The organism is Microbacterium phyllosphaerae, assembly GCF_050628115.1.
Lineage (GTDB): Bacteria > Actinomycetota > Actinomycetes > Actinomycetales > Microbacteriaceae > Microbacterium > Microbacterium phyllosphaerae_A.
The window spans coordinates 3,624,038-3,638,923 of record NZ_CP192502.1 but is presented as its reverse complement, the minus strand read 5'-3'; the positions used below and the strand labels follow the sequence as shown (position 1 = coordinate 3,638,923).

Sequence of the window (14,886 nt, the reverse complement as noted above, 5' to 3'; positions counted from 1 at the left end):
GAGTATTGTGAACCCCGTGGTGAACTGGTTCTGGAAGCGTAGGACGCCCCGGCGCACGATGACGTTGCGCAGTCGCGGGGAGCAGGGCGCCTCGACGCGCGTCGACTTCGCAGAACTCGCGCCTGAACTCACCCGGTTCCTGGGGCAGGCGGCGTATCTGCAGCTCGGCTACTTCGAGACGCTGACCCGCCTGATCAGAGCGACTCCGGAGCTCTCCGAGAAGGAGTCGTTGTCCCGCGCCGCCGGCGCTGCGCTGACGAAGCACAGGGCGATCGTCGATCTGATCGCCGAGCGCGGGGACGACCCCACGCAGCTGATGCTGCCGTTCCGGGAGAACCTCGACGCGTTCCGCCGCAAGACGATCGGCGCCCGCCCGCGCGAGACCCTCCTGGCCGTCTACATCACGGCGGGGATGCTCGACGACTTCTACTTCGCGCTCGCGTCGAGCTACGGCGAGACGGGCGAACGGGTGGCGGAGATCCTCAGCGAGGACGATGCTCGGCACGAGATCGTCGCGATCATCCAGGAGACGATCGACGGTGACGGCGAGTGGCGCTCGCTGCTCTCGATGTGGGCTCGTCGTCTGGTCGGCGACACGATCCTCGTCTGCCGGTCGGCTCTGCGTCAGCCCGAGCTCGCCGCCATGAGCGAGGACCGCGTCGAGCTGGTCTACACCGAGCTCATGGGAGCCCACGCCCGGCGAATGGATGCGATGGGCCTGGCCTCCTAGACCGCGACCGCCTGAGCGCGCATCCGCTCGAGGCGTCGCGTCAGACGCCAGGCGATCACGGCCGGGATCGCTCCGATCACGCCGAACGAGATGTCGATCAGCTGCCATCCGAGCGGAATGCCGCGGATGCTGCCGGCGATGAGGGCGAGCGGGACGATCCCGATGCAGGCGATCACCCCGAACTGGATCACCCAGATGTTGCGCACCGGATCGACCAGCGGGCCGATGAACACGACGGCGATGACGAGGTGCGCGAAGGCGAGCCAGTCGGTGCCGTAGGCGATGAACGGGTATCGGGCGTCCACATCGGTCAGAGCGTCCGCCACACGGTCGACCCAGCCGACCGCGTCAGGGAACCAGACTGCGGCGGGAGTGTCGTGCAGGAGGTGCGACGCGAAGCCGAGCTCGAGGCGCAATGGAAAGGCCGTGACGCCGCTCACGACGAGACCGATCATGAGCACGACGATGCTGATGCGGATCCACCGCAGAGTGCGACGCTCGTCCACGAGCGGTCAGATGCCGAGTGCGGCCTTGGCCGTGGCGTCCGACCGGCGACGGAGTGCGACGATCGCGAAGGTCAGCGCAGCGGCCACGACGACCGCGCCCAGAACGCTGGCGAGCCAGAGCCAGATGCTGTCCTCCCCGACACCCAGCCACTGCAGCCCGGTGTAGACGACAGCGGCCAGAGCCGTGGCGATCGCGGGCGTCAGCGCGACTCCGCGCAGTTCTCGGCCACCGATCATGAAGTGGGCGGCGATGCCGAGAGCGCACGCTCCGATGAGTGCGAGAAGGATGTACATCGCGGTGTCAGGCGAAGAAGCCGACGCGACGGGACTCCTCGGTGCCCAGCTCGATGTATGCGAGGTTCGCGGTCGGGACCAGGTACGAGTTGCCCTTGACGTCGGAGAAGCTCAGGTGCGGGGTGTTCTGCTCGAGGGCCGAGGCGACCTGGGTGCGGACCTCGTCCGCGCTCGATGCGGTCTCGAAGCTGAGCTCGCGGCCGGTGTTGATGATGCCGATGCGGATTTCCACGCGTACTCCTGTTTTCCAGTCGACGATGCTGTGGTCGAGTCGACCACGGAGGTCGACGACTGCGCCCAACTCTACCGGGCGGCGAGGCCCTCGGATCGGCCGAGTGGCCGGTTTCGCCGTGAGCGCACAGCACGTGCGGCACCGCCCGTCCGATGATGTCCGTGCGCGCCAGTAGCGTGGAGGGCATGACAGAGGATGCTGCGCAGAACGCCGTGATCGGCGCTGACGTCACGGCATCCGGGGTCATCATCGGCGCACCGGGAACGGGCAAGACCCGCACCCTCACCGAGCGCGTCGTTCATCTGCTCGACTCCCGCGGAGTCCGTCCCGAAGAACTCCTCGTGCTCACCCCCAGCAGGCAGGCCGCGACGGCTCTGCGCGACCGTATCGGTGTGCGGATCGGTCAGGCGACCCCCGGCCCGCTCGCACGGTCGCTCGGGTCGTTCGCCTTCCAGGTCGTGCGCGGAGCGATGGTCCGTGCAGGAGCCGAACCTCCGGCGCTGCTGACCGGTGCCGATCAGGACCGCATCATCGCCGAGCTGCTCGCGGGCGACGCCGAAGACGAGCGCATCGCCTGGCCCGGCGCGCTCAGCCCGTCGGTCCGTGCCTCCAAGGGCTTCCGCTCCGAGCTCCGGGCCTTCCTCGCGGAGTGCGTCGAGCTCGGCGCCCAGCCGACCGAGCTCCGGGCGGCGGGCGATCCCGCGTGGGCTGCGGCGGCCGACTTCCTCGTCGAGTACCGGGCGGTTCTCGATCTGGCGCGCGCATCGCATCGGGACGCCGCCGACCTGCTCGCAGAGGCCAGTGCGATCCTGCGCACGGCGGACGCTGCGGATCTCGGCCCGCTCGCCCACCTCAGAGCCGTGCTGATCGACGATGCTCAGGAGCTCACCAGGGGCGGCATCGCAGTGGTCGAGTCCCTTCGGGCCCGCGGTATCGCCGTTCTCGCCTTCGGCGATCCCGACATCTCCTCCGGGGCCTTCCGAGGGGCGAGCCCAGAACTGTTCTCCCGACTCGCGACCGAGCTCGGCGAGGTGCACGTCCTCGACGGTCCGCATCGGCAGACCGCAGCGCTCACCGCACTGACGCGGACGGTCACTCAGGCGATCGGCGTGTCCGGTCGGGTCGACCATCGGCGCGCCCCGGTCCTCGCCGAGCCGGAGGAGCGCGGAGCGACATCCCTCGTCAGCACATTCGTGGCGCCGTCGCCTCATGAGGAGCTCGATCGCATAGCGGGCGTGATGCGCGAATGGCACCTGACGCACGATGTTCCGTGGGATCGCATGGCGGTGATCGCGCACGACACCCGCCAGGTGACCCAGCTCGAGACGGAGCTGGCGGCTCGCGAGATCCCGACGCGCGCCGCCGGTGTGCAGCGGCCGCTCGGCAGCGAGGCGGTCGTCCGTGACATCGTCGGCATCGTGCGGTTGGCTCTCACTGCACCCGACGAGCGCTCGTCGCAGGACTGGGAGGAGTCGCTGCGCACTCCGTTCGGCGGGATGGATGCCATCGGACTGCGCCGCCTTCGGGCGCGCCTTCGCCACATCGAGCTCGAGCACGGCGGCTCCACCCCGGCGCGAGAGCTGATGCGCCAGGCGCTGACCTCGCCCGCGCACCTCGACCTGATCGACTCGCAGGAGTCCCGCAGAGCCGCGCGTTTCGCGCAGACGGTCGCCGAAGTGGCCGACGGTGCCGCGGCGGGTGAGACGATCCACGATCTCCTCTGGCGAGTGTGGGATCAGTCCCGAGCCGTCGACGGCCGAAAGCTGCAGGTCGCCTGGCGGGAGATGTCGCTGCAGGCGAGCGGGTCGGAGACGGCGAGGGCGCTCGACGCGCTGGTATCCCTGTTCGGTGCCGCGAAGAGATTCGTCGAGCGGACCCCGAACGAGAAGCCGGAGGTGTTCGTCCGCGACATCCTCGACAGCGAGGTGCCGGAGGACTCGCTCGCGAGCCCCGATCGACCGGGACGGGTGACGCTGCTCACTCCGGCGACGGCTCTCGGCACCGAGTTCGACGCAGTGGTGGTCGCCGGGATGCAGGACGGCGTCTGGCCCAACGTCCGGCTCCGCGGAGGAATGCTGCAGACCTGGAGGCTCGCCGACGCGCTGCTCGCGGCCCGCACCGGAGCCGCCGAGCAGCCTCCCGATGTGCTCGATCGGCGCCGAGGTGCGCTGCACGACGAGCTGCGCCTCTTCGTGCGAGCGATCTCGCGAGCACGTCGGCGACTGCTGATCACCGCCGTCGACGACGACGACATGACGCCGAGCCCGTTCTTCGCCTTCCTCCCGGTGCCCGATCCTCCCGAGATGCACGCGTCGGCCGAGCATCCCCTCACTCTGCGCGGCCTCGTCGCGCGGCACCGCCGCGTGCTGACATCGTCGACCTCGGCGCCCGCGCGAGAGCATGCGGCCTCCCAGCTGGCGGTGCTCGCGAGAGAGCGCGTGCCCGGCGCGAATCCTGCCGAGTGGTACGGCGTGATGCCGCCGTCGACCGATGCGCCCCTGCATGACCTGACCGTCGAGGCCGCGCGGGTGTCGCCGTCGCGGATGGAGTCTTTCGAGGAGTGCGAACTGAACTGGGCCGTCTCCGCACTCGGGGGCGACACGGTGATGCCGCCCTCTGCAGGTATCGGCACGATCATCCATGAGGCGATGGAGCAGGTGCCCGACGGCGAGCTGGAGCGCCTGCGCGACGTCCTCGCCGAGCATTGGCCCGAGCTCGACTTCGAGACGGCATGGATCGGACGAAAAGAGCGCCGCCGGGCCGATCTCTACATCGATCGGCTGCACAGCTACCTCTCGGATGTCGCGGCAGAAGGGGGGCGCGTGATCGCCGGCGAGGTCGAGTTCCGATTCGCCGTAGACGTCCCCGAGGAGACCGGCGAGAAGCCCACCGCGCGTGCGGCGAGCGCAGAGACGGAATCGCACCCCCACGAAGCGATCGTCCACGGCTTCATCGACCGGGTCGAGGCATACGCGCCCGGCGGAGGCGAGCATGCGAAGGCCCGAGGGCAGAGGTGGACGCGCATGGCAGACCCGCAGAACGGAGAGCGCGTCGTGGTGGTCGATCTGAAGACGGGCAAGTACGAGCCCGAGAGCGAGCAGAAGGTGGCAGACCACGCCCAGCTCGCGGCCTACCAGGTGGCCGTGCAGGAGGGACTCATCGAAGGTGCGGACCCGGCTGCGCTCGCCGGAGCGCGCCTCGTCCTGGTGGCGAAGACGCTGGCCGGCAGCGACTTCCGCGTCGCGCACCAGCACACTCTCGCCGGAGACGACCGCGTGCACTTCCTCGGCCGCATCGCGGAGGCTGCTCGAGGCATGTCGGCGTCGAGCTTCACGGCGCACGTCGAATCGCACTGCGCAGACACGCAGTGGCGTGTGCAGCCGTGCCGGATCCACACCGTCGCCGCGGTGAGCGCATGACCGCGTGGACAGGGGCGGGGAACGGCATCTCCGCCCTCGACGTCGCCGCCGCGCTCGGACTCCCCGCACCCACCGAGGCGCAGCAGCGAGTGATCGAGTCCCCGCCCGCACCCGCGCTCGTCGTCGCAGGAGCGGGGAGCGGCAAGACCGAGACGATGTCCGGTCGCGTCGTATGGCTCGTGGCGAACGGACACGTGCGGCGCGATGAGATCCTCGGGCTGACCTTCACCCGCAAGGCCGCAGGTGAGCTCGCGGAGCGGATCGGCGTCCGGCTCGCCCTCATCGACGAGTACGGCAGACGGGGCCTCCTGCCGCACCTGCCCGAGATCGTGGCGAGCGGCGCGCTGGATCGTGTCTCCAGAGCGGCGAACGCCCGTCAGCGGGAGGTCGTCAGATCGCAGGTGCTCGACGAGCTCGCAGAACGCTACGGAACCGCGGGAGACGTGACTGCACCCGCGGTCGAGGATGTGCTGATCCGCCCCAAGGTCTCCACTTACAACGCTTTCGCGGACGGCATCGTGCGGGAGCACGCGGCACGGATCGGTCGTGACTCCGACGTCGCCATGCTCAGCCAGGCCGCGTCGTGGATGCTGGCGCGGGACATCGTTCTCCGCGCCGACCTGCCGGAGCTGGAGGAGATCGACCGATCCGTGGCCGGCGTGGTCGACGCGGTCCAGCGGCTGGCCGGAGATTCTCTCGATCACCGAGCGGACCTCGACCGCGCGGATCGGATCGCGCTGCGTCAGGCCGAGGCGTTCGACCCGTATCGGAGCAATACGGAGATCGCGTCGGTCACGGCGAACCTGCGAGCCCTACCGGCGCTCTCGGTCCTGGTGCGCGAGTACATCGCCGAGAAGGAGCGCCGCGGCGTGCTGGACTTCGCCGATCAGGTCAGCGGCGCGTACGACATCGTCGAATCATCGCCCGATGTGCGCGACGAACTGCGACAGCAGCATCGCGTGGTGCTCCTGGACGAATATCAGGACACCTCGGTGATCCAGACCCAGTTCCTCGCCCGGCTCTTCCGCGACTCGGCAGTGATGGCCGTGGGAGACCCGCACCAGTCGATCTACGGATGGCGTGGAGCCAGCGCGGACAACCTGCACGCCTTCGCGCGGACCTTCTCCGAGCACGAGGCCGTCGGGAACTACAGCCTGATGACGAGCTGGCGCAACGACCGGAGCATCCTCGGCATCGCGAATCGAGTTCTCGGGCCGCTCCGCCGACCGGGACTGGACGTGCCGCCGCTCGAGGCTCGCCCAGGCGCGGGTGACGGTGCGGTGGAGATCCGGTTCCCGCTCACGGTCGACGACGAGGCGCGTGAGGTCGCCGAGTGGTTCGCAGCGCGTCGCGCGGCGCATGACGACGGCGCGAAGCCGCACACCGGCGCCGTGCTGTTCCGGTCGAAGCGACACATGCAGACGTTCGCCGCGGCGCTGGCCGCGCAAGGGATCCCGCACAGGATCCTTGGCCTTGGCGGACTCCTGGCGACGCCCGAGGTCGTAGACGTCGTCTCGACGCTGCGGGTGCTGCACGATCCCACCGCCGGCTCCGCGCTGATCAGACTCCTCGTCGGGCCCCGTTTCGCTGTCGGGATCGCCGATATGGCCGCCCTTCAAGAACTCGCTGCCGAGCTGTCCCGACGCGACAGCGGACTGCTGCCCCTGGACGACGAGCTCCGGCAGCGCATCCGCTCATCACGCGGTGCCGACGAGGCGCTCTCGATAGTCGACGCCGTCGACGTGCTCCGTGGTCTCAGCGACGACTACCGCCTTCTGGCGCGGATCACTCCCGAGGGGCGCGCCCGGATACGCGCGGCGGGGGAGATGCTCGAACGCCTCCGTCGGGCCTCGTCTCTTCCGCTTCCCGACGTGTTGAGGCTCATCGAGCTCGAGCTGCGTCTCGACATCGAGCTCGCGGCGAATGAGACGAGGGGCCCCGCGCGTATCGCGGCAACTCAGTTGCGGGCGTTCACCGACGAGGTGCGCGCGTTCCTCGCGGCCGACGAGCGCGGGACCATCTCCAGCCTCCTGGCGTGGCTCGACAAGGCCGAGAGCACCGACGAGTTGGTCCCGCGACCGGAGCCGCCCGAGCCGGGCGTGGTCCAGCTGCTGACGATCCACGGATCCAAGGGCCTCGAATGGGATGCTGTCGCCGTGGTCCGAATGGTCGAGGGCGAGCTTCCTTCGCGCCCGACGGACACGGCGGGCTGGTTCGGCTTCGGGGTGCTGCCGTTCGCTCTGCGCGGCGACAGCGGGGCCCTGCCGACGTTCAGCTGGATCCCGCCGTCCGATGAGGAGCTCGACCCGGCCAAGCGGCTGAAGGCCGGGATCGCTTCGCTCACGAGCCGCAGCAAGACGGCGCCGGGCGCGCTCACGGTGTTCAAGGATGCCTACCGGGAATACCAGCAGGAAGAGGAGCGGCGGCTCGCCTACGTCGCCGTCACCAGAGCGCGCAGCGACCTGCTCCTGACCGGCGCACACTGGGCGGGGCAGAAGCAGCCGAAGGCACCGAGTCCGTACCTGATCGAAGCGATCGAGGCGACCGGTGGGCGGACGATCGACGAAGTGGACCCTGAGATCAACCCCTACGACGGCCCAGGCTCGACCCTCTCCTGGCCCATCGATCCGCTCGGTGCCCGTCGAGCGGTGGTCGAGAGCGCAGCGGAATCCGTTCGTGCGGCGGCCGAGAGCGACCCGGTGCCCTCTCCCGAGCTGACTCGGCTGCTCGCAGAACGGGCGGCGAGGCTGCGGGGGACGGACGCACCGCCTCCTACGCGCGTGCCCGCCTCGCGCTTCAAGGACTACGTCGCCGACTTCGGCGGCACGCTGTCATCGATAGTGCGACCGATGCCCGAGCGGCCGTATCGCCAGACCCGACTGGGCACGCTGTTCCATGCATGGGTGGAGCGGCGCAGCGAACTCGTGGGTGTCGGGCATCGCGTCGATGAGGCCCTCTGGGAGATCGATGAGGACGATCCCGCGTTCGGAGCGGAGGGCAGCGGTGCGGAGGTCTCCCCGGCTGACGCCGAAGATCTCGGCGGTCTCCAGCAGATCTTCGAGCGCAGCGAATGGGGTGGCCTGAAGCCGATCGCGGTCGAGATCGAGATCGACTTCGCCCTGGGTGGCGGCACGAGCTCGGGCGACGGTCATATCGTCATCTGCAAGCTCGATGCGGTCTACCGGCGAGAAGACCGAGGCGGTCGCATCGAGATCGTCGACTGGAAGACCGGCAAGGCTCCCCGCACGGCGCAGGAGCGAGAAGAGCGGATGCTGCAGCTCGCGCTCTACCGGCTCGCATATCACCGCCGCTTCGGGGTGCCGCTCGATGAGATCGACGTCGCGCTGTACTACGTCGCGGACGACCTCGTCATCCGAGGCGACCGGGTCTACTCCGAGTCGGAGCTCTTCCAGCGCTGGAGCGCCGCCCGCGCTGCGCGCTGAGCCTCGTCCTCCGGCGAGGCGCCGTCGGTCGTGCCCCCGCGCTGCGGGTCGCGATCCCGGTTCTCGTGGCGGCGTCCATCCGTCGCACGGTCGGCTGACGAGTGGTCGTCGGAGGCTGCCGAGCGCACGGACGTGAGATCCTCCGTCTCGAGCCCGCCCACCTGCAGACGATGCGCGGCATCCGAGGCGGCGTCGCTGAGATCGCTCGTGCTGTCGCCGTCGGCATCCTCGTCGCGCCACAGCTCGTTGGGGTTGTACGCGTCGGTCTGCATCGATGTGTCGACGCCGGAGAGCGTGCTCGCCGGCACACGGTCGAGAGCGTCCAGGGCCGAATCGACTCCTTCGCTGCGCGCGGCGATGACTTCCAGGTCATCGCCGTGCAGTCCGTCGGCGAGTGCCTCGAGCAGAGCTGCGGCGTCATCGACGATGTCGGGTCGACGCAGCGAATCGCCGTGCACCAGCCAGCGCGCGAACTCGAGCTCCGCGAGCAGTCGTGCGCGCACCTCGAGAGCGGGGTCGGGAACGCGGTCCGCGGCTCGGGCGTAGGACGCATGCACATCGGCGGATGCGTCCGGGGCTGCCGAGAGCCAGGAGAGATCGACCGCGGGGTCTCCGACGGCCAGAGAGTGCCATCCGATGAGGCCGGTGACCTCGGGACCGAGCTCGGGGTCGTCGCGGAAGATGAAGGACGTGGCCTGCACGCCGCCCAGTACGACGGTGGACTCGAAGCGCCAGAGGTCGTCGTCGGCGACGGCCTCACGCCATCTCACCGTGAGTCTCGCGGGCACGCGTCCGGTCGACGCGGCGGAATCCACGAGTCGGGCGAGTTCGTCGCGGCTCTCCTGCGCCGATCGCGTGATCAGTCCTGCACCGCGGACGACCGACGTGGGGAGGGAATGCACGGCGGCGATCGCCGCACCCATCGACTCTGCGGCACCGCGTCCGCCGGGCACCATCGCCGCCTCGATCTGGAATCCGGGCAGCAGTTCGGTCACCAGTGCGCGTGCGTCGCCCAGCCGCGTCTCGCCGATGTACTCGGGGGCTCGGAAGGGGAGCATCGCCCGTGCTCCGGCGGTGAGGGCGCGCAGCGCGAGCGCCTCGCCGGCGAGCTCACGTGCAGTCTCGTCGTCGTCGGCCACTCGGATGGCGAGTTCGCGTCCGTCGGCGAGCGAGGCCACAGCGGAGTCGAACCGTCCGTCGCCGTCGGCGCTGAGGATGCGGGCTCCGGTGACCTCCGCGCCGGGCAGTGCGGCAGTCACCGCCGCGGCTAGAGTGAATGGAGAGCGTCCCATACCCCCAGGGTAGGTGGACGCGGGGGCGGTCCCGCTTCCGCCACGCCCGTGAGAGAGGGAGCCGATGACCGCGAAGAACACGTCCCTCGACCGAGCCGCAGACCTCAGGACCGAGCCGGGGGTCATCGACCGGCTGCGCTTCGATGAGACCACGCAGGTCATCGCCGTGCGTGACGGGCGGGTGCGCATCGCCGGTGACGACCTCGACGCGGCCGCCCTGCTCAGGGTCTCGCCCTCGCAGATCGCTGACGCCACGTGGGCGCTTCTCGGACGCGACACCCGCGGTGCCGCCGTTCTGCTCGCCGTGCTGCCGCCCGAAGGCGACACCCTCGACACCACGCCGGATGAGACCTGGCTCGGGCTCCGCGACCTCGGCGCCCGCCTGAGCGCCGAAGACACCGAGCTCCTCATCGAAGCGCTGGCGCTCGGCGGCTGGCTGCGCGATGCGCCGTTCTGTCCTGCCTGTGGAGGCGCGACCGAGCTTCGCCAGGCCGGATGGTCGCGACACTGTCTCGTGTGCGGGCGTGAGCACTTCCCGCGCACCGACCCGGCCGTGATCGTGGCGGTCGAGAGCTCCGACGGCGAGCGACTGCTGCTCGGTGCGAACGCGAACTGGGGCGGGCGGATGTACTCCTGCTTCGCGGGCTTCACCGAGGCGGGGGAGTCGCTCGAGTCCACGGTCCACCGCGAGCTCGAGGAGGAGTCCGGAGTCCGCCTCGCCTCCCTCCGGTACGTGTCCTCGCAGCCCTGGCCCTTCCCACGGTCGCTGATGCTCGGCTTCCGCGCGGTGGCGGTCGACGAGCACGAGCTGCGTCCGGACGGTGAGGAGATCATCGACGTCCGCTGGTTCACCCGAGACGAGATCGGGTCCGCCCTCGTCGGAGACGGTCCCGTCGGCCTGCCGGGCCCTGCATCCATCGCCCGCGCCCTCATCGTGTCGTGGTTCGAGGAGCGCGGGTGAGCGCGCTCGAAGCCCTCGACGATCGACAGCGCGAAGCGGCATCCGTGCTCCGCGGACCCGTCGCGGTTCTCGCCGGCGCCGGCACCGGCAAGACCAGGGTGATCACCCACCGCATCGCGCACGGCGTGGACACCGGCGCGTACTCGCCGTCGCGGGTCATGGCGGTGACCTTCACGGCCAAGGCGGCGGGCGAGCTCCGAGGCCGCCTGCGCGCGCTCGGTGTCGAAGGCGTCGCCGCGCGCACCTTCCATGCCGCGGCACTCGCGCAGTTGAACTTCTTCTGGCCGACTCTCGCCGGTTCTCCCGCACCGTCGATCATCGACAACAAGGTGCGGATGCTCGGTCAGGCCGCCGACGCGATGCGTCTGCGCCCGAGCACCGCCACCCTTCGGGACATCGCCTCAGAGATCGAGTGGCGCAAGGTCTCGATGCTCTCGGTCGAGCAGCACGCGTCGCTGGGCCGTTCCATGAGCGGAATCGACACGGAGCAGCTCATGGAGCTGCAGCAGCGCTACGAGGCGTTGAAGGATGAGCGTCGTCAGCTCGACTTCGAGGACGTGCTGCTGGCGTGTGCAGGCATGCTCGAGGCGGAACCACGGGTCGCCGCGTCCGTGCACGAGCAGTACCGCCACTTCACGGTCGACGAGTACCAGGACGTCTCGCCCCTGCAGAACCGGCTGCTCGAGCTCTGGCTCGGAGATCGCAAGGACATCTGCGTCGTCGGCGACGCGAGCCAGACCATCTACTCGTTCGCCGGGGCGGAGCAGCGCTTCCTGCTCGAATTCGAACGGCGCCATCCGGAGGCGACGGTCGTGCGCCTCGAGACCAACTACCGTTCGCAGGCTCCGATCCTCGAAGCGGCCAACGCTCTCATGAAGGGGCGGCCGGGTGCCCTCGAACTCGTCCCCGCGCGGGAGACCTTCAACGCGGATTCGCCGACCGTGACCGCCTACGACACCGAGCGGGAGGAGGCCGAGGGCATCGCCGCCGCCGTGTCGGCGCGGATCGAAGCCGGAGCGTCGCCGGCCGACATCGCACTGCTGTACCGCGCCCATGCGCAGTCCGCCGTGCTGCAGCAGGCACTCGCCGCCGAGGGCATCGCGACATCGGTGCTGGGCGGCACGCGGTTCTTCGCCATGCCGGAGGTGCGTCAGGCGATCCTCGCGCTGCGCGCCGCCGCCGTGGCGCCGACAGAGCACGGATTCCTCCCCGGTGTGCAGCGGGTGCTCCGGGAACTCGGACTCACCGAAGAGCCGCCGGAAGCCGGCGGAGCCCAGCGCGACGGGTGGGAGGCGAGGCGAGCGATCCTCCGGCTGGCGGAGGATGCGGGCCCCGACGAGAATCTGCGCACCTTCAGCGACACGCTCATGGCGCGCGCGAAAGACCAGCACGAGCCCACGATGCGCACCGTGACCCTATCGACGCTCCATGCGGCGAAGGGGCTCGAGTGGCCGCACGTGTACCTCGCAGGATGGGCGGAGGGTGCTCTGCCGATCTCGTACGCCACCGGTTTCGACGCGATCGACGAGGAGCGCCGTCTCGCCTACGTCGGGGTCACGCGCGCCGCGCGTACGCTGTCGCTGTCGTGGTCCCGGTCAGCGGGACGAGGGGAGCGGGCGCCGTCGCGGTTCCTGGCAGAGATAGGAACGACTGCTCGCGGCACCGGCATTCTTCGTGAAACGTCAGTGAACGCCACGCGCGCCGACCGTCGCCGCTGACCTCGACGAAGGACCCGGGCAGCGTCGTCGTCGCGAGCAGACGCGCGACCAGGGTCGCCGCCTCGGCGATCCGAGCGACGCTGATCGGCCCGGATTCCCTTCCGATGAGCTGTGCATGCATCCGCGGCCATGCCGAGTCACGGTCGCGCTCGTGCTCGTCCCGGCATGTGAGACAGGGCGAGTCACCCGGAACGATCAACGGGCCGATCGTCGTCCGACCGCGCTCCAGCGACACGGGCAGGTGGGTGATGTCCTCGCGCAGGTAGCGGGCGAAGTGCAGGGCCGCGGCGGCGCCCTCGACGAGGACGACGCCGACGTCAGCGGGTTCTTCGCGCGCTCCCGCCGTCACGCCCTCGTCGAGCAGCGCGTCGCGCATCCGATACTCGCAGCGTCCGTCGAGGACGTCGATGCTCTCGACCCAGGCCGCGCGAGGAACTGCGGAATCGTCGACGAGAAGCGGCTCGAGGCGGGTGAGGAGCATCCGCGCGTCGGCGCGGGGCGCGCCTGACGCATGGGCCACGACGTCGAACGCCGAGCGTCGGAACCCCGCGGCCATCCGAGCGATCAGCCTTTCGACCCAGGGCTCCGCCGCCGAGATGCGCAGGGTGCCCTCGATGCCGATCTGCAGGGTCTCTCCGTCGCGCCAGAGCAGCGGCACGGCGGGGTCGAGGCGGGTGGTGATCTGGGGAGTCAGCGGAGACATCTCTCGATTCTGCGGACTCCGCAGCTCGAGATGTCGCCGTCACCGGCATCCGTGGAGAAGTCATCGGGCGCTCTGCTCGTCGAGGGGATCCCCACGAGCAGAAAGCCGTCGATCACACCGGGCGGTCGCCGCCCGGGCCGTCGCCGGCGTCGGATTCCGGGGAGTCGGATTCCGGGGAATCGGTCTTCGCAGCGTCATCGGGCTTCTGACCCGAGAAGTCGTCGCCGTCGAGCAGACGTGCGAGCGCCTCGTCGAACTCGTCGGCGACGGGCTGCTCGCCACGCGCCGTCGCCTGGAGCCGTGCGACGAGCTTCGAAGGGTCGTCGATGTCGTCGGACGTCGGCATGAGATCCGGGTAGTCCCAGAGTGCATCGCGTCCGCCAGTGCCCACGGCGTCGGTGACCGCCTGCCACATGGCCGAGGCCTCGCGGAGGCGGCGCGGCCGCAGCTTCAGGCCGACGAGCGCACCGAGCGCATCCTCTGCGGGGCCGCCCACTGCGCGACGGCGACGCGCCGCCTCGGCGATACGGGCGCCGTCGGGAAGCCGGGAGGTCGCCTGCGCGGTGACCACGTCGACCCATCCGTCGATCGTGGCGACGAGGTTCTCGAGACGTGCCAGCGCCTCACGCTGAGCGTCGGTCTGAGTGGGGAGCAGGGCTCCGCCCTCGATCGCCGCGCGGAGTTCTTCGGGGTTCGAGGGGTCGAGTCGGCTGGCGACGTCTTCGAGAGCGTCGACGTCGACGGTGACTCCGCGCGCAAAGTCGGTGATCTGCGCCATCACATGCAGGTGCAGCCACTTGGCGTGGCGGTACAGCCGCGCGTACGCCAGCTCACGAGTCGCGAGATACAACGTGATCTGGTCCTCAGGGATCTCGAGCCCTTCGCCGAAGGCGGTGAGGTTCTGCGGGATCACGGCTGCGGTGCCGGCGGGGAGAACGGGGATGCCGACGTCTCCGCCCGACACGACCTCGAGCGAGAGGTTGCCGAGCACCTGGCCGAACTGCGCGGCGAACACCGAGCCGCCGAGCCCGCGCATGAGCTTTCCTGCCCCCTGCACGACCTCGCGCATGTCCTCGGGCACCTGGGAGTCGAGCGCACTGGTGAGCGCATCGGCGATGCTCGTCGACACGGGATCGGCGATCTCCTTCCACACGGGCAGGGTCGCTTCGACCCATTCGCCCCTGGTCATCGCACGAGGAGCCTCGGCGAGTTCGGAGATGGTCGTCGCCTCGCTCAGCCAGAGGTCGGCGAGCGCGAACGAGTCGACCAGCGAGGTCCTCGAGCCGTCGGTGATCCCGAGTCCGTCGCGGTTCGCGATGTGCAGCGCCTGACGGAGCGCGTTCTCCCATGCATCGCCGCCGAATGCGCCCTGCAGCTGCGACATGATCGTCTGCATCATCGCCGGGTCGAACTCGATGCCTTCCATGCCCGCGAACGCGTTCTGCAGCGCCTCGGGGTCGATGTCGCCGGCACCCTGGCCGGACATCATTCGTCGGAGGAACTCCTGGAAGTCCTCGGGGGTCGGGTCGTTGTCTGACATGTCGCTCGCCTCTCAGCACGCCTAAAGCCGTGGCATCTACGCTAGTCA

General features: G+C 69.8%; 10 protein-coding genes. 5 read left to right on the top strand and 5 right to left on the bottom strand.

From position 1 onward, the window contains the following. Positions 1-16 precede the first annotated feature (16 nt). The gene (locus ACQ4LY_RS17445; protein ID WP_431073570.1) at positions 17-730 is read left to right on the top strand and encodes a ferritin-like fold-containing protein; all 714 of its coding nucleotides are present in this window, start codon (positions 17-19) and stop codon (positions 728-730) included. On the opposite strand, the gene ACQ4LY_RS17440 is transcribed toward ACQ4LY_RS17445, so the two are convergent. The 3 genes from ACQ4LY_RS17440 to ACQ4LY_RS17430 are packed head-to-tail and all read right to left on the bottom strand — an operon-like array spanning position 727 to position 1,762. After that, positions 727-1,236, bottom strand: coding sequence for a hypothetical protein (locus ACQ4LY_RS17440; protein ID WP_431073568.1), 510 nt, complete (start codon positions 1,234-1,236; stop codon positions 727-729). The two genes, ACQ4LY_RS17445 and ACQ4LY_RS17440, sit on opposite strands and share 4 nt — an antisense overlap. 6 nt (positions 1,237-1,242) lie before the next feature. Then, positions 1,243-1,530 (bottom strand): hypothetical protein, encoded by a 288-nt coding sequence (locus ACQ4LY_RS17435; RefSeq protein WP_431073566.1) that lies wholly within the window; start codon positions 1,528-1,530, stop codon positions 1,243-1,245. Between the two features lie 7 nt (positions 1,531-1,537). Continuing rightward, the gene (locus ACQ4LY_RS17430; protein WP_431073564.1) at positions 1,538-1,762 is read right to left on the bottom strand and encodes a DUF3107 domain-containing protein; all 225 of its coding nucleotides are present in this window, start codon (positions 1,760-1,762) and stop codon (positions 1,538-1,540) included. 185 nt (positions 1,763-1,947) lie between these two features. On the opposite strand from ACQ4LY_RS17430, the gene ACQ4LY_RS17425 reads away from it, so the two are divergent. Together ACQ4LY_RS17425 and ACQ4LY_RS17420 are read left to right on the top strand one after the other, a co-directional pair. Continuing rightward, complete coding sequence (locus ACQ4LY_RS17425; protein WP_431073562.1) at positions 1,948-5,181, top strand: ATP-dependent helicase; 3,234 nt, start codon at positions 1,948-1,950, stop codon at positions 5,179-5,181. Then, the gene (locus ACQ4LY_RS17420; RefSeq protein ID WP_431073560.1) at positions 5,178-8,624 is read left to right on the top strand and encodes a UvrD-helicase domain-containing protein; all 3,447 of its coding nucleotides are present in this window, start codon (positions 5,178-5,180) and stop codon (positions 8,622-8,624) included. Before ACQ4LY_RS17425 ends, ACQ4LY_RS17420 begins: the two co-directional genes overlap by 4 nt. On the opposite strand, the gene ACQ4LY_RS17415 is transcribed toward ACQ4LY_RS17420, so the two are convergent. Beyond that, positions 8,570-9,916, bottom strand: a complete 1,347-nt coding sequence (locus ACQ4LY_RS17415) for a phosphotransferase (RefSeq protein ID WP_431073558.1) — start codon at positions 9,914-9,916, stop codon at positions 8,570-8,572. The genes ACQ4LY_RS17420 and ACQ4LY_RS17415 overlap by 55 nt on opposite strands. A 64-nt stretch (positions 9,917-9,980) precedes the next feature. Between ACQ4LY_RS17415 and nudC the strand changes: the two genes are divergently transcribed. Together nudC and ACQ4LY_RS17405 are read left to right on the top strand one after the other, a co-directional pair. Further along, positions 9,981-10,877, top strand: coding sequence for an NAD(+) diphosphatase (gene nudC, locus ACQ4LY_RS17410; RefSeq protein WP_431073556.1), 897 nt, complete (start codon positions 9,981-9,983; stop codon positions 10,875-10,877). Continuing rightward, positions 10,874-12,595, top strand: a complete 1,722-nt coding sequence (locus ACQ4LY_RS17405) for an ATP-dependent helicase (RefSeq protein ID WP_431073554.1) — start codon at positions 10,874-10,876, stop codon at positions 12,593-12,595. The genes nudC and ACQ4LY_RS17405 overlap by 4 nt, the downstream gene beginning before the upstream one ends. A gap of 815 nt (positions 12,596-13,410) precedes the next feature. Here ACQ4LY_RS17405 and ACQ4LY_RS17400 read toward each other — a convergent pair. Beyond that, positions 13,411-14,838 (bottom strand): zinc-dependent metalloprotease, encoded by a 1,428-nt coding sequence (locus tag ACQ4LY_RS17400; protein ID WP_431073552.1) that lies wholly within the window; start codon positions 14,836-14,838, stop codon positions 13,411-13,413. Between the last annotated feature and the right edge of the window lie 48 nt (positions 14,839-14,886).

Excerpts from the sequence above, each read along its gene's own strand:
- ACQ4LY_RS17435 (WP_431073566.1), bottom strand. The coding sequence starts at position 1,530 with ATGTACATCCTTCTCGCACTCATCGGAGCGTGCGCTCTCGGCATCGCC.
- ACQ4LY_RS17420 (WP_431073560.1), top strand. The coding sequence starts at position 5,178 with ATGACCGCGTGGACAGGGGCGGGGAACGGCATCTCCGCCCTCGACGTC.
- ACQ4LY_RS17400 (WP_431073552.1), bottom strand. The coding sequence starts at position 14,838 with ATGTCAGACAACGACCCGACCCCCGAGGACTTCCAGGAGTTCCTCCGA.
- nudC (WP_431073556.1), top strand. The coding sequence starts at position 9,981 with ATGACCGCGAAGAACACGTCCCTCGACCGAGCCGCAGACCTCAGGACC.
- ACQ4LY_RS17415 (WP_431073558.1), bottom strand. The coding sequence starts at position 9,916 with ATGGGACGCTCTCCATTCACTCTAGCCGCGGCGGTGACTGCCGCACTG.
- ACQ4LY_RS17425 (WP_431073562.1), top strand. The coding sequence starts at position 1,948 with ATGACAGAGGATGCTGCGCAGAACGCCGTGATCGGCGCTGACGTCACG.